Raw genomic sequence first — 20,243 nt, 5'->3', positions numbered from 1 at the left:
CGTAGCCACTTGAGTCGGAAGTGAACGAGGCCAGCCGATCAAGGCCGCTGCTCCAACAGCGTCCGGGCTTCTCCTGCGGTCTGCCTCACGTCCTCGTCATCGTGCTTTTCCATGGCACGGATGAGTGCGAGGCTTTCCGGTTCCTCCGGCCACAGCAACGCGAGCAGCTTGATCACATGGACCCTGATGACGGCCGGATAGTCCTTCTTGGTGTGCTCGCATACAACAGGCCATGCCAGGTCGGGGAATCCTGCTGCGAGTACTCGGAGCGCGGTGCTGCGGACGTCCGGGTCGGTGTCGGTGGCGGCGGTTAGGACGGTTTGGTGGGTGTCCTGGTGGTCCGGCCACCGCTCTCCCAGTACTTGAAGTGCGGTCCTGCGGACATTCGGGTCGGTGTTGGTGGCGGCAGTTAGGACGGTTTGGTGGGATTCCTGGTGGTCCGGCCACCGCTCCGCCAGTACCCGCAGTGCGGTGCCGCGGACGTCCGGGTCGGTGTCGGTGTTGGTGGCGGCGGTTAGGACGGTTTGGTGGGTGTCCTGGTGGTCCGGCCACCGCTCCGCCAGTACCCGCAGTGCGGTGCCGCGGACGAATGTCGTGTCGGTCGTGTTGGTGGCGGCAGTTAGGACGGTTTGGTGGGATTCCTGGTGGTCTGGCCACCGCGCCCCGAGTATTTCCAAGGCGGCGCCGCGTAGGAACGAATCCCAGGGGATGCGCGCCTGGCACACCGTCTCCTTCAGGTCTCGGCTCAGCGCCGCAGCGATTTCGCCGCCCCGAAACGCGCTTTCCCCTGACTGGGTCGCGTAGTACCAGCGCAGGTAGCGTTCCCGGCCGCTCCAGAATCGGTCGAAGGTCCCGAAGGCTGGCAGGGCTTCCTCGATGGAGACAAACGTCGACTGACGCAGCGTGGTGGTGAGGGTGTTGATGACGGCATCGCTTTGCGCGGCCACGGAGAGGTGCCGGTCCTTGACTCCCGGGGCCGGGGAGGCGCCGATTTCCTTGACCTCGGCCAGGACACGGATGGCCAGTACCAGCATCGGCACCAACCAACTACTGTGACTCTCCTCGCGCCGGTGTTGGTGAAGGAGGTGCGCGATGAAGGCCGCCACACCACGCTGATGAAGGTTGCCGGCTATGAGGAGCAGCACCTCGTGCCACCCGGGGTCGCCGGCACGCTCGGCCAGGACCCCGACCATCTCGTCGCGGGTCCATTCCTCCTCATAGGAACGGTCCAGGAGTTCGGTGGCGGCGAGGTACTCAAGGAAGGTGCGGTGGACGAACCCGTAGATGCCCCCGCCGTAATGGGCGAGGAGGAAGTTGCGGGTACGCAGCCGGTCGACGACGTGATCGGCGGCGATGTCGGCAGCAGTGCGGGAGATGTTCTGCTCAGTCAGGTAGGTGCTGATGATGCCGGTCAGCTCGTCGTGCTGGATGAACGTGCCGGCGGGCCGGCCCGCGCCTTCCTGCATGCGGCGGGCGATGCGCTGAAGCACCTTGAGGCGTTTGTCGACGTTGAGCCACTCCAGTGCCTGAGCGGCCTCCCCGGTGACGGGCGAGTGGGGGGTGAGGAACTTGGCGTCCTTGTCCCACTGCTCGATGAGCACCTCCACCGCGTGGGCGTAGACCTCGCGCCGCTCGCGGGGGATGGTCTTCCCGAGTCCCATGGACGCCAAGACGGTCAGCAGCAGCGGGTTACCGGCCAACTCCGCCACCGCCCGAACTCCCCGCACCGCCCCCAGAAGACGCTGCGTGAGCTGGGATGCCAGGGACGGGTTCTCCGGATGGGCCGCGGTGTACCAGCGGCGGATGAACTGCTCGACCTGCCCGTGCTCCAGGTCCTGGAGCATCACCTGCGTGAACCCCGCCGCAGTGAACTCACCCGCCCGGTAGCCGTACTCCCGCGACGTCACCACCACCCGCACTCCCGGGTGATCGGAAGCGAAAGCGGTGATCCGCCGAGCGGTCTGCGCACGCACAGCCGGATCGAACACCTCGTCCAGACCGTCGAAGAACACCACGGCACGCCCCTGCGCGAGCAGATCCTCCAGCACGGACCGCGTCAGACACATCCGGTCCTGACGGTCCACATACTCCAGGAAGTCCTCGATCGTCCGATCACGCCACTGCGCCTGCGCGTACTGCCGCAGCTCCACCACCACCGGCACCAACCCGTCAAGCTCGACGAGCTCGGCCGGCAACTCCTCCAACGCACCGGCCAACGCCAACGCCGTGTACTTCGCCAGCGTCGACTTTCCAGCACCAGGATCACCCAGCACCACCACCCGCCGATCACCCTCACCCGCCAGCACCTCCAGCACCGGCCGGGTCGGCTGTGACCGGTAGGTTTCCTGCAGAGCGCGAACCGCTTCCGCCTCCAACCCCGGCGGCAGATCGGCGTCCGCCAACTCGCCCGCTGCCAGCAGCCGACGCACCTCACCCGGCACGTGGGCCACGTGCGGGCGGCACGACTGCGGCATGAACACCTGACGCACCTCGATCTTCGGCTGCTCACCGGCGCTGCCGGAAGCGCCCAGGACGTCGAGGTTGAGCCGCCAATGCACCTCCCGCACCCGCCGCCGGTACGCCTCCAGGGCCGCAGCCCACTCAGCGGCACGCACCTGGCCCTGCGCGGCGGCATCGCCGCCAGCGGCCATGCGGGCAGCCTCACGTTCTGCCCGAGCCCTGTCCAGCAACCGCTCCCACCGGGGACGCTCCGCGCGCAGCCACCGCTCCTCCACCCGGCCATCGGCCGCCAGCGAGGGGGCCCCGGCCCAGGCCGACCACACTGCTACCACCGCCAGCAGAACCTCGGCGTCCTGCGGAACCTGCGCCTCGCCCGCACGACCGGCCGGCGGCACCCATGAGCTGATCCGCTTCCCGGCGAACCTCTCCGTCCCGGCCCGCCCGGTGCGCCGCACTGCCTTCTCCAACTCCAGCTGCCCACACAGAGCCTGCTGAGCCTTGCGCTCCTGCTCCGCCCGCTCCTTCAGCTCAAGCAGCCCCCCGTGCAGCGCTCGCCGCCTCGGACCCAGCTCCAGCTCGTTCTCCGGCATCGTCCGCCGCCTCGCCTCTCGCCCGCGCGTGCCCGCCCCACCCGCAACCGGGCCGCCGGGCACCCGTGACCGATCACCGCTGACCAGCAGCGTAGTGCCCACCACGCCCTCTCCGCCCGCAACTTGGGACACCCCGGACACCCAGATGCCACATTCGAGACCGACGCCGGGCCCGGCATCCCAACACCACCGACCACCGACAAGGACACCCGCCATGAACGACGACATCACCCACAAGCCCAAGCCCGCCGACGCATACACCGGCGCCGACACGGCAACGGACGCCGCGCCCGCCCCTGCTGGGACCTTGGTCCTCCGCGAGATCGGGCGTACCGCCCTGCTCTCCCTGGCCGCCACTCCCGCCCCGATCCTGGTCGCCGTCGTCGACTGGTGGCTGAAGACCCACTGATGCCTGGCCCCGATGGGCGTGACGGCTGCGTAGCACTGGCCGGCCACGCCCATCAGAGGTCCAGTAGCTCCCACTCGTGCCGCGCTACGCCCACTTGACATTCCCCTCGTAGCGTGGAGTCGTGACCAGAGGGGAAGTTGAGGGTCATGGCGGGGAAGAGGCGCTCGTACGGCAGGCGGCCGGTCCCCTTACGAGGGATTGCCGAACCAACGGGTCCGGTAGTGCTCCTCCTCCGGTGGCCACCCGATCTGCAGCCCGTTCTCGTCGGCAGCGTTGTACACCCACAGCGCCGTATCGCCCAGTTCGAGCGCGAACCCCGTCAGCATCCACGCCGGCGGACGCTGACCGCCGCCCGCACTGGCCACACCCGGGCTCCACTCGGTGACACCAACCGCGGTCACCGTCCGTCCGACCACCTCGTCCAGCACCGGATGCGCGTCGCTGCGCCAGGTCAGGGACCAGTCGTTCCACCACATCGGCGCCGTGCCGGTGTCGATCGCTGCCGGGGTGGCAGACAGGAGGTCGAGCCGGTTCACGCAGACCGCGGCCTGCCGGCCGCCGATGGCGAGGAGCACGGGCAGGTCCGCGAACCACTCACCCTCCTCGCCGATCCAGACACCCCAGGCCCCGGTGACCCGTTCACCGACCAATGAGCCAAGCCACTGCCCCTCACAGCCCGCCATCTCAGCGGCGCTGCTGTGCCAGCAGGGCCGCCACCCTTCAATTCCCCAAGTCGCTTCCACACGGCCCAGCCCACACCACGATCCAAACACGCCGCCACTCCATTCCCGCCGCGCAGCCTCCCGGAGCCGGGACCAGGTCTACGCCCACTCGACTCCGTGCTCGGCGAGTTGTGCGAGCTGCCCCGGGCTGAGCTTCGCCCGGCGTGCCTTCGTGTTGTTCAAGAACGCACCCAACCCCACGGAGACGACCTCAACGCTCTCCTCCCCGCCGGGACCGGTCACCACGATCTCCAGCGGCTCCTTATGCGGCCGGGGCACCTTGGCATGGCCCTCGCGTTCAACGAAGGCGGCCAAAGCGGCCAAGCCCTGCTGGAAGCGGTCCGCCCGCGGCGCCTTGAGCTTGGCCTCAGCGGCGGCCTTGGCGGCCACGAGCTCCTGGTCCTCCTCGATGCCGATCGCGGCGAGCAGGTCCCGCTGGCTTGCCTCCAGGCCGGGCCAGTCGGCGCGCTGCGCCCGCACCCAGCGGCCGAGCTGCTCACCCTCGAACACGACGTCGGCGGGCAGCTGCGCCCAGTCGACGCGGCCGTCGGACTCCAACCACCACTGTCGGGCGGTCGCGTACGCCCGCTGCCAGGTGATCGGCCAGGCCGGGCACCACCACGGGTCGATCTCCTCCAGCGCGGCCCGCCGTTCCGACGCCAGAGCCCCCGGCTGGTCGACCGGCACCTGGGCCGCGGCCCGCAGCTCGGACAGCCACGTGCCGATCGGATAAGAACCGATCGAGGCCCGCGCCGGACAAGCCAGAGATCCACCGTGCTCCTTCGCCCAGACCCGCGCCCAGGCCAGTCCGGCCTCGAACCGGGCGTCGCCGCCGATCACCACGTCTGCCGTCTTCAGGTGTTTGATCTTGACCCAGTCGCGGGAGCGGGCGCCGGGGCGGTAGGGGGAGTCGGAGCGTTTGGCGATCACGCCTTCCAGTCGGTATTCCTTCGTCCAGCCGTAGGCGTCGGGGACTGAGGTCCAGGCTGGCGGGACCCGCAGCCTGGGGTGGTCCAGGTCCAGGTTCTCCAGGATGGTGCGGCGCCGGCGGTACGGCTCGGCGAGCAGCGGGCGGGCGTCGTGCAGCACGTCGAAGGCGACGAACAGGGCGGGCGTGCTCGTTGCCGCTGCGCGGACCGAGGCCGGGCGGGTGCGGTGGATCCGGGTCTGCAGAGCGGTGAACGAGGGCACGCCGTCACGCATCACGACGATCTCGCCGTCCAGGACCAGCGGGCTGGCCACCTTGGCGAGTGCCTCGGCGACCTCGGGGAAGCGGGCGGTGTAGTCGGTGTCGTGCCGGCCGGTCAGCCGCACCGAATCCCCGTCCCGGTAGGCGACGGCCCGCGCGCCGTCCCACTTCACCTCCGCCTATGTGGGCTCAGCGGGACTGAAACGCGGTGAGGTCGCTGATGGCTTCTGACCTGCTTTGTTTCACGGGTTGAGAGAGCGTATAGGCGTGCTGTAAGAGGGCGCTGGCCTGGGCATTTATGGGACGGTGTGTCAGGGGGTGCCTCGTGTGTGGCGTCTAACCTGGGGTGTTTCAAGAGCTGCAACTGTGTTCCGAACAGCGCCAGTAGGCCCGGGAGAAGAAGGCCAAGCAGGCCCACCACGAGCTGATGCGGACCCTGGCCTGTGCCGACTGTGGCCAGGTCCCGAAGGCGGAGAGCACCTACGAGTACGGGATCCACGGACAGTGGACCCGCCGCCCCGGGGGCCGCTGCTGGCCCTGTCACGGGAAGCACCAGGAGCGGCAGGAGAAGGAGGCCGCCGCCGCGCTCGAGCGCCTGGAGGAGGCCCGCGCGGCGAACGCGGAGCTGCGCTCGTGTTGGACGTTTCGGGGCTCTATCGGCGGGGAGGAGGGCTCACTGCTGGAGCTCGCGGAGAAGGCCGGCTCGGACCGGTTGGAGTGCCCGCAGTGCGTCAGCGACCGGGAGGTGGAGGGGCTGGGCCCGTTGGTGCTGCCGGTCCCGACCAGGCGGGAGCTGGTGGCCGCGCTGGTGTCCGCTCCGGGCGATCTGTGGTGGGAGGAGCGGGTGCTGCACGCGAGGCTCTACCCGGTGAGGGGCCGCTGGGTGTGACCTGTTGGTGGTTGTGGGCGTGGAATGGCCTCTCATGTCGGGTTGTCTGGACCTTTGTTTGTGCCTGTTGGGGTGGTGGGTGGGTGGCTGGGGTGGTGACTGTGTGTGGTTGTTGGTGGGGTCGGGGGTGGGGTCGGCTGTTGGCGGGGGTCGGTTCGGTGTTGTGGGTTGTGTTCGGGTGTGAATTCGGCCGGGTATTCCGTGCTGCTGCTTTTATGGATTGGTTGCTTGTGGTGGTTTGAGTTCGGGTTGGAATCGCGGGGTGCGGGGGTGGGTGTTCGGTTTGGTGGTGAGGGGCTGGGCTCTGGTCGCCGTGCCTGTCGGCGGGTGGCTGCCGTCCGGGCCGCGCCCGTCCAGGCGGCGCCCGTGCTGTGGATTGTCGTGGGGATGGCAGTGGGGCTTGTCGTGAAGTGTCAGTGGGTTTGTCACGGGGTGGTGTCAGCCGCGGGGGCGGGGGCTGGGGGTAGGCCAAGGCTGAAGAGGACGTCGTCGGTGAGGTGGAGTTGGTTGGTGGCGGGGTGGTGCTGGATGAGGCCGGCGGTGAGGAGGTCGTAGGCGGCGTGGTGTTGGAGTGGCTGGTGGGGATCGGTGGTACCGGTGCGGTGGATCTGGTGGAGGGTGCTTATCTCTGCGCCGGTGAGTGGGCCCGGCTGGGTGGAGGGCGTGCCGTGCAGGGTGTGGTGGCGGCTGGCCAGCCGGTCTGCCTGGTGAGGGGTCAGTAAGAAGACATCTCATTTGGACTTGTAGGCTGCTCCCGTGACGATCGTGGAGCGCTTGGTACCGGACGAGTTGTGGGAGCTGTTCCAGTTGGTGGTGCCGGAGGCGCCGACTCGGCCGCAGGGCGGTGGTCGGCGTCGCTACGCGGATCGTGAGGTGTTGGCGGCGATCGTGTTCGTCGCGACGTCCGGGTGCACCTGGGCCCAGCTTCCGCCCTGTTTCGGCCCGTCCGGGCCGACCGCCCACCGGCGATTCGCCGAATGGAGCGGGGCCCGGGTGTGGGCCAAGCTCCACCGGGTCGTCCTGGACGAGCTCGGCGTGCGCGGCGAGCTGGACTGGTCGAGGTGCGCCGTCGACTCGGTGAACATGCGGGCCCTGAAAAAGGGGAGCTGACGGGTCCGAATCCTGTCGATCGGGGCAAGTACGGGTCGAAGATCCACCTGCTCACCGAACGTACCGGTTTACCCCTGTCGCTCGCGATCTCCGGGGCCAACGTCCACGACAGCCAGGCCCTGATCCCGCTCGTCGACGCCATCCCACCGATCCGCTCGCGACGCGGCCCGAGACGGCGCAGACCCGGCAAACTGCACGGCGACAAAGCCTACGACCACCGCTTCATCCGCTCCTACCTGCGCCGCAGGCAGATCCCCGCCAGTATCGCCCGCCGCGGGATCGAGACCTCCAGCCGCCTCGGCCGGCACCGCTGGGTGATCGAGCGCACCGTCGCCTGGCTCGGCGGCTTCCGCCGGCTCCACCGCCGCTACGAACGCAAGGCCGACCACTTCGCCGCCTTCGCCAGCATCGCAGCAGCCATCATCTGCGCCCGCAGACTCCCCAAATGAGATGTCCTCTAAGTCGAGGCGGGGCTGCGCCCGCCAGTGGTCGGGGGGTTCCCAGACGAGGTCGAGCGCGCCGGCGCATCCGATGTGGCCGTCGCCGTAGTCGATGGCGGCGTCGATGCGTTCCAGTGGCCAGTCGAGGGCGTCGGCGAGTTCTTCGGGAGTCATGGCCCGTGTTGCGTGTGCGAGGGCGGTGATCAGTACGAGCGCGTCATGGGCTTGGTCGGGGCTGGAGCCGGCGGTGTGGGCGGTGGTTCCCTGGAGCCGGGGCAGGGCGAAGAGGTCTTCGACGCCCTGGATCAGATCGGCGGGGTTGAGGGCCAGGCGGCGGGCGAGTTCGTAGACGACGCGCACGGGCTGGGCGGCGAGTTCGTCCACGTCGATCTCGTGTTCGTGGACGCCGAGGAGATCGGCGAGCTGCCAGCTGGTCATGCCCAGGGCGTGCAGGCGTTGCTTGATCGTGTTGGAGTTCCAGCCGGCTTTGTAGCTGCGCCGCGTGAGGCTGGTGCTGTGCTGCTGGTCTTCGGCGGTGTTCGCGTCGTTCACCAGGTGGCGGACCACGGCTGCTCCTGGGTGGGGATGTGGCCGCGGCCCAAGGCGCGATCGGTGAGCCAGCCGTCGGGGTGCTGGGCGAGTTGGTCACCGTGGCGGCAGTGGGAGCGGTGGAGCCAGCCGGGGGAGAGGTGCAGGCGGTGGCTTGTCCGTACGACGCACTCGCGCAGGGACCGTTCTGGGGAGATCCGGCCGGGCTGATGGGGATGGATGAAGTACGGGTCGTCGGGTCCGGCGCCCTGAGCCTGGCGGTAGGCGAGGTGCGCGGCGAGGACGGGCCACACGGGTGCCGGCATCTGGATCGGGTACCGGGTGCGCAGGCCAGCGCTGTTGGAGCTTGGGGTGTAGTGGTCGTGGGTGGAGGTACCGGTCCACAGACCGGGCAGCGGGTCGGTCGGGTCTTTCAGGAGCGGCAGGTGGAAGGTGCTGCCGTCGGGCGCGATGTCGCGGTAGCGGATCATGTCGAAGCCGATCGGGGCGCTGGAGAAGTACAGGGCGAGGGCGGTCGCTGCGGCGGCGGTGGTGTCCGTGACGGTTCTGAGTGTGCTGGCGGTGCGGTGGTCGAGCCGGGTGAGAAGTCGCGCGGCGGGGTCGGGACCGAGGAGAGCGGGTTGCCAGCTGAGGTGGCCGCCGGCCAGGAACAGGGCGCTCTGAATGGCGCGGAGCCTGATCAGGGCGTCTTCGCCGGTGGGGGCCGTACCAAGCCGCACGTCCCGCAGGTAGCCGGTGAGGCTGCCGCGTGCGTTGGAGCGCAGCCAGGTCCGGGTGTGGCGGGCCTGCTGGTGGAAGACGAGAGCGAGGGCGTCGAAGATTTCGCCCGGCAGGTGGCGACGGCAGACGGCGAGGAAGAGCGGGAAGTCGGTCATTGGCAGGCGGGGCCAGGCGGTGACGGGCTGGCCGGCGTCCTCGTCGGGTTGGCGGGGAGCCGTGCGGGCCGGATCCGGGAACGGCATGTGCCGGTAGAAGGCGTTGAGTGGAAGGTGCGCGGGGTGGCGGCCGGCGGCTTCGAGCTGGCGGGCGATCTTGTCGAGGGCTTTCGGCCCGGACCAGATCAGCCACAGGTCGGCACCGGTCCGCGTCGCCAACTCGATGACCTTGACGGTGTGGCTGGTGGTGAGCCGGTGTGCGCGGTCGACGAGCAGGTGGTCGATTCTCCCAGCCCGCACCCAGGCAGCGGCGGTCATCCAGGCGGCGTCACCAGCCAGACGCGAGGAGATGTCTCCGGGAGACTTCCCGCACGCTTCCAGGGCATTGCGAGCGATGTCCAGGGCGGTGCCGCCGGGGCTGGGCCGCAGGACCAGTCGGCCCTGCCCGGTCAGGGCGTCCAGGCGACGGGTGACGGCGACATCGTCGTGGGGGTTGTGCACGATCCATGTCCGCGGCGGAGTCCCTGCCGGCTCCACGCGGTCGTGGGCGAGGTCAGTCATGCAGACCACCGCCGAGCAGCGCGTAGGCGTTGGCAACCACGGCCTCGTCCGGGACAGCGCGGCCCGTGTCCTCGCACAGGCCGGCGGCGGTGTGGGTGAACACCGCCCAGTCGCGCATGGTGCCGTGGCCGTAGGCGTTGTCGACCTCGTAGAGCAGGTCGTCACCCACGCCTTCGTAGATCGGGTGGTAGCGGCGCATCAACTCGGGCACCTGCGCCTGGGGCAGCGGCTCGAACCGCAGCCGTCGGAAGACCCGCGAACGGAGCATCGGCTCACGCGAGAGCACCTCCCAGCAGCCGTCACCGCCGACGTACAGCAGCGCGAAGCGGGTCCGCCGATCGTCGTGCAGGTGCCGCAACAACTCGATGCAGTCGCCGGTCAGCCGCTGCGCCTCGTCCACGACCACCAGCCGCATCGGGGAGGCGAGCAGACCGATCAGCTTGGTCATCAGGTCGAACCGGTTCTGGCTGGCTGGTGTCTCGGCGCCGGTGAGCTCCTGCAACAGCTGGTTAGCGATCAGCCGCATGGAAGGGCGAGAAGGGAAGTTCAGCAGTACCACGGAGGGTCGCTCGCTGGCCGGGCGCTGTTCCAGGTCCTCCAGGGCGGCTTCGACGGCGTACGTCTTGCCCGTGCCGGCCGGGCCGTGGACGACACCGACGGCTGCGTTGGCCACCAGGTCGGTGATGACCCGGCCGGTCAGCTGGAAGTGGCCGGTGGGCAGCGTGGCGGCCCCGGCGAGGTCGACGAACTGGCGGGGCATCAACGCTCCGGTCGGGTGTCGGTGACGGGGGTCAGGCCGAGCAGGTCGGTGCGCGCCCGCGCCGACAGCAGGGCCTGGCCGGCACGCTGGACGGCCTGGGCCGCGTCGGTGGGGTGGACCAGACGCGAGGGCTCGGCCGCCCCGGTGCCGGTCATCGGTGCGAGCTCGCGCCGGGCCCGGCGCGAGGCCCGGCGCCGCTCCCGGCCGAGCCGGTCGGCCTCCTCGCGGGCGTGCTCGCGAAACGCCTCGCTCTGCTCCGCGGTGAGATGCCCCGCCGGGCGGGCGGTGCACAGGTGGCGTCCGTGGAGATAGACCTCGATCCACCGGTCGTCGTGCGGCATGTACCGGACCTCGACCACCTGGCCGCCGCGCCCGCGCAGCTCGGGGGCGACGTAGGCCCGGCCGCCGAAGCGCACGCCGTCCTTGCCGACCTTGCGCTCGGTGCCGGCCAGCAGCAGGTGCCGCAGCCGCGCGGCGTCGATCCGCTGCACCGGCGCCTCGTCCTCACGCCAAGCCTGCACCGGGGCGCGCCCGTCCAGCGCGCGGTGCGGGCGTTCGGTGTTGTACCAGCGGGCCCAGGCAGCGAACCGCTGAGCGAACGCCTCGATCCGCATCGGCTTCACCGCGGCGCTCTCGGCGTCGCGCTTGGCGGCGGTCGAGTCGCCGAGCGGCCCGTACAGCCGCCCGCCGGCATCGCGGGGGCCGGCGGTGAAACCGGGCAGCTGGGACAACAGCTGCTGCTCGATCGTCAGGTTCAGGCGCTCGACCTTGCCTTTGCGGTGCGGGGTGAAGGCCGGCAGCCGGTGCACGACCACGGTCAGGGCGCCGAGCACCTCGGTGACCGAGGCGGCCGCGAACTCCAGGCCGCGGTCGATGCGCACCCGCTCGGGCACCGCGCCGAACGGGGAGACGGCCGGCTCGTGGACCATCGCCATGCGCATCGCGGTCAGCACGGTGCCCGCGTTCGGATACAGGGCCAGCGCCCAGCCGAGCAGTCCGCGGCTGCCGTCGTCCACCACCGTGGTCAGCCACGGGCTGATCGCCGCGCCCCTGGGCGGCAGCACCAGCAGCGGCAGCTGCTTGTGGTCCATCTCCCAGACCCGCCCGCGCGGTGCGTCCGGGCGGCGCAGGTACACGTCGGCGGCCCGCCGGCCGCTCTCCCCGGTGCGCCAGGCGGCCCGTTCCGCGGGCGTCATGCCGTCCTCGAAGGCCCGGTACAGCGTCCGCTCTGCCACCGGCCGGGCTTTGGCCCAGCCCTCGGCGAGGAAGTCGGGGACCGGGGCGCCGGCGGTGGTCCCGTCGCCGGTGACCACCGCGTCGCGGGCCCGCAGCACGGCCAGCACGTTGCCGCGGTAGAAGGCGAACGCCTCGCGGTCCGTCTCGCTCAGCTCGTACCGGGCCCGCGCCCCGGTCCGGAGGTCGGCGAGTGCCGGGGCCGGTGCGCTCTCGCGGGCCAGCCACCGCCACACGGTGCGCTCGCTGACGCCCAGACTGTCGGCGACCACCCGCACGTGGCCGGAGGTCAGCGCGTCCTGCTCGCGAAGCTGCTCCAGCCGCTCCACCGACGCGTGGCGTTGCTCGGCTGACACCTGTCCCATGGCGGAGAGTGTCAGCGAGATGGCGAAGCCCGCGCCGAACAACAGCTCGCCCGACCTTCGTTCGAGTGAATGGCGGTCGAAGGGGTTGCAGGCAGGTCGCGAAGGGCTCACAGATCTTCAGGAAAGGGCCTCGGGAGGTTGTTGAGGCACCCAGGTTTTTGAAGGAGTTGTTGAAGGCTCCAGGGGGGTTCGGACCGGCTCCGGTCCGGTGCCGTCATCAAACGATCGGTTGTTGACGATCAGGCCCTGTTCGAACGGACTGGGTGGGACGATGCGAGGCGTGACCGAGGCCTTCCTCGGGCGCGTGGGGCACTCGGACGACTTCCTCCTCGCCCGCCTGCGCACCCTGAGCAAGATTCGGGTCGGCTGCACCTGGTTCGGCCGCTACGGCCCATCCCTCAAGGACCTGGGGCCAGCATGGTCGGCGGTCGTTCACGACCGTTGCCGTCACGGAGTCTGCTGACGCCGGCCCCGACGGGACCTGGTGCGTCGTAGTTCGCGGTGCAGGCGTGCCGCTCCGGCCAGGCCCGCGACGCCGCCCGCGCCGATCCCTGCCCGGATGACCCACCCGGTCGCGCCAGCAACGGTGTGGCAGAGCAATTCGATCAGCGCGGTGCCCGTGGTCAGGACGCCGACGACCAGGAGGAGCGTGTCCAGGACCAGGGAGCGGGCCAGCCGCAGCACTCGCTCCAATCCCGCCTTCGTGCTGGCGTCCGCCCCCACCCAGCGCTTGAGCGTCGACGGGCGCCGCGAAGCCTCGCGTCCCTGCTCGGCGTTGTCCATAACACCCTCCACCCCTCAGTTCGAGGCCGGGAAATCTCCGGCAAGGGTTGAGAGGAACCAATGCGTCATGGTTTGTTGACACCGTGGCACCGAAGGACGCCTCAGATCCGTGGCCATGGTTGTCGCCGACCCAGTCGGACTGGACGCTTGGAGGTACACACGCGATCCGGGCTTTCCTGCACGATCGCCTGATCACGACCCCCAGGTGGCCTGCCCGGGAGCGTGTCCTGGAAGCCCTGCTTCACGTCGATGCGGTGACTGACGCCCTGCGCTTGGCCACATACGAGTGGGTCACCTGGTGGCGTTCTTCCGGCGAGTCGTGGCGGGGGATCGCCCGCCTGCTAAGCGACACCGAACATCCGTGGACCCCGCAAGGCGCACACCAGGCCTTCAGACGGCCACCAAAGCGGATCCGCGCCGAAGCCGAGACCCTCGTGGACGGCCGACACCGCGACGCCCTTTTCGACCTGATGTACATCCTCATTGGGCACTTCGGTGTACCCGGGACGTTCAGCCTTCTGACCTGGGAGACGGATGCCCTAGTCCTCGAAGCGCGGACCCGCGGATGCGGATGGCAGGAGATCGCCACATCCCTGGCATGCAGCCGCCAGTACGCCCACCGCACGTACCGGGACCTCACGCCGGACCGCCTAACGGGCGGCGACATGGATGTCCTCCTCCCGCCAGTACAGGGCGACGCGGACGAGGAAGACGAGGAGGAGTTCGAGGAGAGCTACGAGTCGTTGCGCCGTGCACGAGTTGCGGCATCGGTTCTTGAGGTACTTGTGACACCCCCGAATCCCGGCACGCCACCCCCCACCCGCACCACGACCAGCCCCCTCCGCCCCAATCACCCCGATATCCTCGCCGCCCGGAGCGTCATCTCCCAATGGCGGAGAGAGGCAGGGGATGAGGCCACGTACACCGAGCTGCTGCCCGACCGGATCCGAGGGCTGAGGCGCAGTTACCCGAACCACTCCGACGCCCTCGCCGCCCGGGACAACCTCGCCAGGTCGTTGGGGCGAGCGGGGGACGCAGCAGGCGCCACGGCCGCGTACGCCGAACTGCTGCCCGACATGGCGCGGGCTCTGGGCCCGAAGCACCGCGACACCCTCATTGCCCGGGGCAACCTCGCGCACTGGCGGGGCCAGGCGGGAGATGCGGCCGGTGCCGCAGCGGCCTTCGCTGCGCTGCTGCCCGACCTTGTGCGGGTGCTCGGCCCGGACCGCCGCTTCACTCTCGACGCCCGGCGCATCCTCGCCGAGTCGTTGGGGCGAGCGGGGGACGCAGCAGGCGCCGCAGCCGCCTTCGCCGAACTGCTGCCCGACATGGCGCGGGTGCTCGGCCCGGACCACTCCGACACCCTCGCCGCCCGGGAGAACCTCGCCCACTGGCGGATGCACGCCAGCGAAGCAGATGTTCATCAACCTACTGATAGTTGATGTTCCAGCCCTGTCCGAACGGCCCTGGTGGGACTATGCGGGGCGTGACCGACACCTTCGACACGCCCCACCTGGACGACTTGCTGACCGCCTGGCCCCGCGTCCTGAGCGAGATCCGAATCGGCTACGCCCGGATCAGCACCGGATCCCAGAACCTCGACCGGCAGCTCGACGCGCTGAACGCAGCCGGGTGCCGGCGCGTCTTCGCCGACACCAAGTCCGGCAAGAACGACCAACGCCCCGAGCTGAAGGCGTGCCACGCCTTCCTGCAGCGCGGCGACACGCTGGTGGTGCCCGCGCTCGACCGCTACGGCCGCTCGCTCAAGGACCTGGTGAACATGGTCGGCGAACTGCGCAACCGCGAGGTCGGGTTCCCCTCGCTGCACGAGCAGCTCGACACCACCACCCCCGGCGGCCGGCTCGTCTTCCACGTCTTCGCCGCCCTCGCCGAGTTCATCCGCGAGCTGATCGTGGTCGGCACCAACGAGGGCCTGGCCGCCGCCCGCGCCCGCGGCCGGACCGGCGGCCGGCCGACCGTCGCCACCGAAGAGCTGATCCGCGCCGCGCGCGACATGCTGCCCAACCCGGCCAACAGCATCGAGACGATCGCCAAGCTCCTCGGCGTCTCCGTCGGCACCCTCTACAACCACATCCCGGACCTGCGCGAGCTGCGCACGTCCCGGGTGCCGAACCAGCTCGCCGCCGGCTTCCACTGACACCCGCCGCGGAGAACGGCGCTGACACTTCCACGGCAGCCGACAGGTGCGGGGTTGCTGCGTCCGGCCTGGCCGCCTGCTGCGCCGTCGGCGTCTTGATCTGCGGTTTCGGTCACTTCGGTCACTGGTACCGGCTCTCACCTGCGAGAACGTTCGGTGATCAAGGGGCCGGGACCGGCCCTGGGGCACGGTGGGCTGGGGGTGCCCGGTTCCCGTGGTCGGGGTGGTGGGCTGGCCGCCGCCCTCGTCGTCGTCCGGGGCCGTGGCCGTCGTTCTGCTGTGCCTTCGGCGGCCTCGCTGCGACGCTGTCCCGGCCGGGTGGCTGGGTGGCTGGGTGGCCGTCAGGCCGCCCTGGAGGCTGCTGTGGTGGCTCTGGTGGTGGTCCGGGGAGGCTGCTGCGGGTCGGTCCGGGAGTAGGTGCTGGTGCTGTCGCGTTGCCCTGTCGTGTGGGGTGCTATCGCGTGCTGTGACGTGGGGGGGGATACCCCTCAATCCCTGTCTGTGGTCTGGGCGCGACAGGTGGGTGCGACAGGGGGCCGGAGCGGGGCCGCGGCTGCTGTTCGGGTGGTGGCTGCGACCGCCAGGTGCCGGTTGTCCTGGCCGCCGTCCGGGGCGGCGGGGCACGGCCAGGACGGCAGCCGCTGTCGGGGCCGGCCTTGTTCTGGTGGTGGTGTTCGGCGGCCGGGTGGCCGGTGGCTGACCTGTGACAACGAAGTTGGACCAGCTGTCATCGAAGTCGGACCGACGGCAGTTCGTGACAGCGAAGTTGGAGCGCCCCAGGTCAGAGGAGCTGAGCGAGTCTGTCGGCGTGGAGCGAGCCCAGGCCGGCTGTCCGCCCCGGGCGTCAGTTGGCGGGTTTTGCCAGGACGTCCAAGTGGCAAATCGTGTGCCCCGGGGGCACCGGGCGCGTTACCCTCGGCGCTATGAACGTCACCGGCCGAAGCATCACCGCGACCGCGCGAGCGACCAGCTCGCCGGTTGCCGCCGCCTGACGTACTCCCTACTTCCACCGGCGACCGGAAACGGTCTGCCGGTGGTTCCATGGCGTTCCCGCCCCGGTTCCGATGATCGTGCGGACCCGTTGTCCGGTGCCTCCCCGCTGCACACGCGAAGGAGCCACCCCATGAACACCGATCAGATCGTCCGCACGTTCGTCGAGTACTTCGAGGAGCGCGGCCACCGCCGGATCACCGGCTCGACCCTGCTGCCGCCGCCCGGCGACCCGGTGCTGTTCACCACCTCCGGCATGCACCCGCTCACCCCGTACCTGGAGGGGCACCCACACCCCCTCGGCAGGCGGTTGGTCAATGTGCAGCGCTGTCTGCGCACCACGGACCTCGAGGAGGTCGGCGACAACACCCATCTGACCGTCTTCGAGATGCTCGGCACCTGGTCGCTCGGCGACTACGAGGGCCCACTGAGCCTCGACTGGGGTCACGGCCTGCTCACCGAGGGGTTCGGCATCGATCCGGGGCTGCTCCATGCCACGGTCTTCGGCGGCGACAACCAGACCGGCCCCGACACCGCTTCGCTGGAGCTGTGGCAGGAGCGCGGGGTGCCGGTCGAGCTCACCGTCGAGGACAACTGGTGGTCCAACGGACCGACCGGCCCGTGCGGCCCCGACTCGGAGATCTTCCTGTGGACCGGCGACACCCCGCCGGAGTCGACGCCGACCGGTGACGACCGCTGGGTGGAGGTGTGGAACCACGTGATGATGCGGCATCGACGGCTCGTCGACGGTTCACTCGTGCCGCTCCCGCAGCGCAACGTCGACACCGGACTCGGCCTGGAACGGCTGGCCTCACTGCTGCAGGGCCGGCGGTCGGTGTTCGAGTGCGACGTCTTCGACCCCTGGCGCCGGATCGTGCCGACCTTGTGGCAGCTGGACGAGCCATCGCTGCGGCTGGTCTGCGACCACCTGCGCTCGGCCATCGTGGTGATCGGCGACGGGGTGCGCCCGGCCAACACCGGCCGCGGCTACGTGCTGCGCCGGCTGGTACGTCGGGTGCTCACCGTGCTACGGCGGGACGATCCGTGGCGCGGTCTCGGAGACCTGCCGGACGAGCTGATCCAGCACACCCTGGACCACTTCCGCCAGGACGGAGACCCGGACGTCGTGCGCCGGGTGCTGCTCGAGGAGGAACGCCGTTTCAGTCGGCTCCTGGAGCGCGGCCGGCAGGTACTGGCCCGCCCCCGATTCCGAGGCCCGTTGAGCGAGGAGGACTTCCGCTACCTCCACGACACCCATGGTCTGCCGCGCGACCTCGTCCTGAACCTGCGGCCGCGGTGACGGCGGTTCACGGCGACGAATCGAGGTCCGGAGACGTGACCCCCACCTGCGTGGTGGATCCCCAGTCACGGAAAGCGGGGATCCACCACGCAACAAGGAGTGCTGATCCGCCACACCCGCTCTCGGCCCAACTTCATTGACATAAAACGCCGTCGGTCCATCTTCGATGACAACTGATCCATGACCCGTCTCACCGAAGTTTGGTCAGTCTCAACGAAGTTTGACTGGCCCTCTTGGGAGTCACGCGTCTGGTTCGGTCACAGCCCCGAGATCCCGGCTCGCCGCGCGTGCAGTTCGGAGCGGACAAGTTCGAGGAGACGGCCTGTCCAGTTGCGGCCGTGGCCGGCGTTGTCGCCCCAGAAGGCCGACTCTGCATCGTCGTAGATTACGGTGGCGTCGTCCGTCGCCAGCAGGATCTCGGCCAGTTCGGGGTGCTGGTCGTACTTGGCGCGCAGCAGGCTTGTCATGACGGCGGTCCGGGCGTGCTCCCAGCCCTCGCGGCGCGGTGTCTCGGCTGCGATCTTGCGCGCTGCGTAGGAGGTTTCCGCCGTCGCAATCTCGGCTCGGACCTCGGGCTGAGCGACCGACAGGGCCCAGTAGGCGTGGGCGACGGAGGGGTAAATGACCTCGCCCACGGTGATCGGGGCGGGGTAGTCGTTGCGCAGGCCGAGCTTGCCGGGATCGTCCACCGGCTTGTTCGGATACGAGTGGTAGAGCTGGACCGCCGGGGCGTGCGGTGTCACCGGTCCGTCCGCTGGGACACGCGTGGGCCGCTCGGCCCTCCAGCGGGCCCGCTCCTCGAAGTACGCGAGGGCATCGTCGTAGACCTCCTGGGTGACCGGCGGATCGGCCGGTATGTAGGTCTGGCCGCCGGGCCCTGCCACCAGCACCCGCAGCGGCGCGTCCTTTCTGTCCATGTCGCCCAGCGCGTAGCGGCGCCGCGAGGCCGGGATGGCCATGAACGCAGCCCGGGCCACGGCCCGGTTCTCCTCGGTCTGGTCGGCGAGGAAGGCATCGACCGCTGCCAGGCAGCGGCCGGTCGAGTCGGGCCGCCTGTTCAGCCGGTCAATGGTGTCCCGTACTTCTGCGACGAGTAGCTCAGGGGTCCGCCAGCTCCGCGGCTCGCTGAACTTCCACTCCGCCAGGTCGTGCGCGGACGCCTCCCCGCCCTCGGGGAAGCTGGTGGCCACCCAGCCGGTGCGCAGCTTCTCCTCGAACTCCTCGACGGTGACCAGGCCCCAGCAGTCGATGAGCCCGTCGGCGAAGATGAAGAGGTCAGTGAGGAAGTAGTGGCCGCCGTTGCGGATGAAGACGTGCCGCCAGGTTCCGGGTATGCGGACGCCGTCCGCTGTGCGATGGGTGATCCGGTTGCCGATCATCCTGTGATTGTGGCGCAGTGGCCGCCGAGGAGACCTTGATTTTCCTCGGGCCGCCCTGAGAATGATCCGCGCTGACCGGGACGGGCCCCACGGACCCGTGCCAGCACTTCAAGACCCCCGAAAGCGTCAGGCACCAAACCGGGCGGTCAAACTTCGATGAGACAAACCGCCAGCAGTCAAACTCCACCGAGACTGGTGAGACTTCGCTGAGACGCGACACACCGGGCTGCGCCGGTGCGCCGGCCTCGGCTTCTCCCCGCCCCCCGCCCGCGTCGCCCGGTGCCGGGCTCCGCTGCTGGGCCCTGGCCGCCGTCCTGGTCGGCCGCCAGGCCGGTCCCGCTGCGCCCGACTTGGCGGTCCTGCCCGCCGTGCCCGCGCCCGCCCTGGTGGTGGCCCGGACCGGCCGTCCCGCCCGCCCGGTGCTGCGCCTTGGCCGCCCGTCCTGGCTCGGTGTTCGGTTTGGTGTTGCTGTTCCGGGAATTGCTCCGTTGACGTCGAGTGGGATTTTTTGGGTGGCTTGGAACGGCGGCCGTGGTGTCGGCGGAGAGGGCCGTAGGCCACTTTCTGGCGTGCCTGAATTCTATTTCCGTCCGCTGCGCCTCGCGGGGCTTTATGATTTCCTCCCGAAAGAGAGTGGAAGGGCATTCGCATTCTCGCCGTGAGTGCCGCCGGATAGAGCCGGGATGGAAGGTTGACACGAGGTTGGATGTTCGCGTCTCGCGCCCGTCTAGGGACCGGTAGGATAGAGCTGTACGGAAGCCTGGGAAACGCCGCCGGATACGCTTCGGATTCCGGTCCGGAATCTGCGTTTGAGGGCCCGTCAGGGACCGCCGCTCGGGGTGCCCGTGAGGGCCCGCCACCCGGGCCGGTCAGGCCCGAGCCGGACCGGTGGCTCCAAGGTGCCTCCTGAGGGCCGCAGGCCCCGCCCCAGGGGCGGAGGATGGGCCGCCAGCCCAGCAACCAGGCGGTGGACCGGCCACCGGCCGGGCCCGAGGGAGGGGGCCCGGGGGTGAGGTTGTGACTGATACCCGAAGCCCGCGACACATCGTCAACGCCCAGGGCCGCAGGCCCCGGCCGGCACCCCCGCCCGATCGGAGGGATGGGCTACTACCCGAATTCCGCGTCACATCGTCAACGCTCACCCCCGGGCGCAGCCCGGGAAACGCTGCCAGCAAACCGGACCGTAGGGCCGTGAAAACACCGGACGAACAAGGCGGGAAAGGCGGCCGATTGACGGTCCGTAGGCCCGGGAAAAAGCCACCGAAAGGTGGAGCGCAGCGACGCCCACGCCCGTCACCAACTACCCGCACAAGCCCGCGAATTCGCCACCGGCGAATTCCCCAAACCACCCACTCGCCCGCCCCGGCGCAGCCGGGGACACGCCACGCACGGTGACGCCGTAGGCGACACCCCCGCACCTGGCGGTGCGTCAGCGCCGCCGCATTTCCGCCAGGAAATGCTCAAGCCGCAGGCTTCCGCCC

General features: G+C 69.9%; 15 protein-coding genes. 7 read left to right on the top strand and 8 right to left on the bottom strand.

Annotated features, from left to right (window positions below; all coding sequences use genetic code 11):
• Window positions 1–38 precede the first annotated feature (38 nt).
• Complete coding sequence (locus ACIO5E_RS14105; protein ID WP_400667125.1) at window positions 39–3,050, bottom strand: NACHT domain-containing protein; 3,012 nt, start codon at window positions 3,048–3,050, stop codon at window positions 39–41.
• A 214-nt stretch (window positions 3,051–3,264) separates the two neighbouring features.
• Here ACIO5E_RS14105 and ACIO5E_RS14100 point away from each other — a divergent pair, with 214 nt between their 5' ends.
• On the top strand, window positions 3,265–3,459 hold the full coding sequence (locus tag ACIO5E_RS14100; RefSeq protein ID WP_400667124.1) for a hypothetical protein: 195 nt from the start codon (window positions 3,265–3,267) through the stop codon (window positions 3,457–3,459).
• Window positions 3,460–3,647: 188 nt separating this feature from the next.
• On the opposite strand, the gene ACIO5E_RS14095 is transcribed toward ACIO5E_RS14100, so the two are convergent.
• Both ACIO5E_RS14095 and ACIO5E_RS14090 read right to left on the bottom strand, forming a co-directional pair.
• Window positions 3,648–4,142 (bottom strand): hypothetical protein, encoded by a 495-nt coding sequence (locus tag ACIO5E_RS14095; protein ID WP_400667122.1) that lies wholly within the window; start codon window positions 4,140–4,142, stop codon window positions 3,648–3,650.
• Window positions 4,143–4,280: 138 nt separating this feature from the next.
• Entirely contained in the window at window positions 4,281–5,543 is a 1,263-nt protein-coding gene (locus ACIO5E_RS14090; protein ID WP_400667121.1) for a Helicase associated domain protein, read from the bottom strand.
• A 254-nt stretch (window positions 5,544–5,797) separates the two neighbouring features.
• Here ACIO5E_RS14090 and ACIO5E_RS14085 point away from each other — a divergent pair, with 254 nt between their 5' ends.
• Together ACIO5E_RS14085 and ACIO5E_RS14080 are read left to right on the top strand one after the other, a co-directional pair.
• The gene (locus tag ACIO5E_RS14085; RefSeq protein ID WP_400667119.1) at window positions 5,798–6,259 is read left to right on the top strand and encodes a hypothetical protein; all 462 of its coding nucleotides are present in this window, start codon (window positions 5,798–5,800) and stop codon (window positions 6,257–6,259) included.
• 762 nt (window positions 6,260–7,021) lie between these two features.
• Window positions 7,022–7,818 (top strand): IS5 family transposase gene (locus ACIO5E_RS14080; protein WP_400667914.1). Its coding sequence is split into 2 segments (ribosomal slippage): window positions 7,022–7,367 and window positions 7,367–7,818, totalling 798 coding nucleotides; the frame shifts between segments, so codons are not numbered across the junction.
• Window positions 7,819–8,357: 539 nt separating this feature from the next.
• On the opposite strand, the gene ACIO5E_RS14075 is transcribed toward ACIO5E_RS14080, so the two are convergent.
• The 3 genes from ACIO5E_RS14075 to ACIO5E_RS14065 are packed head-to-tail and all read right to left on the bottom strand — an operon-like array spanning window position 8,358 to window position 12,152.
• Window positions 8,358–9,734, bottom strand: a complete 1,377-nt coding sequence (locus ACIO5E_RS14075; protein ID WP_400667117.1) for a hypothetical protein — start codon at window positions 9,732–9,734, stop codon at window positions 8,358–8,360.
• 52 nt (window positions 9,735–9,786) lie between these two features.
• The gene (locus ACIO5E_RS14070; RefSeq protein WP_400667115.1) at window positions 9,787–10,554 is read right to left on the bottom strand and encodes an AAA family ATPase; all 768 of its coding nucleotides are present in this window, start codon (window positions 10,552–10,554) and stop codon (window positions 9,787–9,789) included.
• Window positions 10,554–12,152, bottom strand: coding sequence for a Mu transposase C-terminal domain-containing protein (locus tag ACIO5E_RS14065; protein ID WP_400667113.1), 1,599 nt, complete (start codon window positions 12,150–12,152; stop codon window positions 10,554–10,556). The genes ACIO5E_RS14070 and ACIO5E_RS14065 overlap by 1 nt, the downstream gene beginning before the upstream one ends.
• A gap of 280 nt (window positions 12,153–12,432) precedes the next feature.
• Between ACIO5E_RS14065 and ACIO5E_RS14060 the strand changes: the two genes are divergently transcribed.
• Entirely contained in the window at window positions 12,433–12,615 is a 183-nt protein-coding gene (locus ACIO5E_RS14060) for a hypothetical protein (RefSeq protein ID WP_400667111.1), read from the top strand.
• Here the strand turns inward: ACIO5E_RS14060 and ACIO5E_RS14055 are convergent.
• Window positions 12,600–12,935, bottom strand: coding sequence for a hypothetical protein (locus ACIO5E_RS14055; protein ID WP_400667109.1), 336 nt, complete (start codon window positions 12,933–12,935; stop codon window positions 12,600–12,602). The two genes, ACIO5E_RS14060 and ACIO5E_RS14055, sit on opposite strands and share 16 nt — an antisense overlap.
• A gap of 254 nt (window positions 12,936–13,189) precedes the next feature.
• Here ACIO5E_RS14055 and ACIO5E_RS14050 point away from each other — a divergent pair, with 254 nt between their 5' ends.
• From ACIO5E_RS14050 to ACIO5E_RS14040, 3 genes are all read left to right on the top strand, one after another.
• Window positions 13,190–14,377, top strand: coding sequence for a tetratricopeptide repeat protein (locus ACIO5E_RS14050; RefSeq protein ID WP_400667107.1), 1,188 nt, complete (start codon window positions 13,190–13,192; stop codon window positions 14,375–14,377).
• A 44-nt stretch (window positions 14,378–14,421) separates the two neighbouring features.
• Window positions 14,422–15,093 (top strand): recombinase family protein, encoded by a 672-nt coding sequence (locus ACIO5E_RS14045; protein WP_400667105.1) that lies wholly within the window; start codon window positions 14,422–14,424, stop codon window positions 15,091–15,093.
• Window positions 15,094–16,216: 1,123 nt separating this feature from the next.
• A complete protein-coding gene (locus tag ACIO5E_RS14040; RefSeq protein WP_400667103.1) occupies window positions 16,217–17,383 on the top strand; it encodes an alanine--tRNA ligase-related protein in 1,167 nt (388 codons plus the stop codon).
• A 257-nt stretch (window positions 17,384–17,640) separates the two neighbouring features.
• Here the strand turns inward: ACIO5E_RS14040 and ACIO5E_RS14035 are convergent, their stop codons facing one another.
• Entirely contained in the window at window positions 17,641–18,762 is a 1,122-nt protein-coding gene (locus ACIO5E_RS14035) for an NADAR family protein (protein WP_400667101.1), read from the bottom strand.
• Window positions 18,763–20,243: the final 1,481 nt, after the last annotated feature.

The sequence above is a fragment of the Kitasatospora sp. NPDC087314 genome (genome assembly GCF_044744365.1).
Classification (GTDB): Bacteria; Actinomycetota; Actinomycetes; order Streptomycetales; family Streptomycetaceae; genus Kitasatospora.
This window is presented reverse-complemented; position numbering and strand designations above follow the sequence as displayed.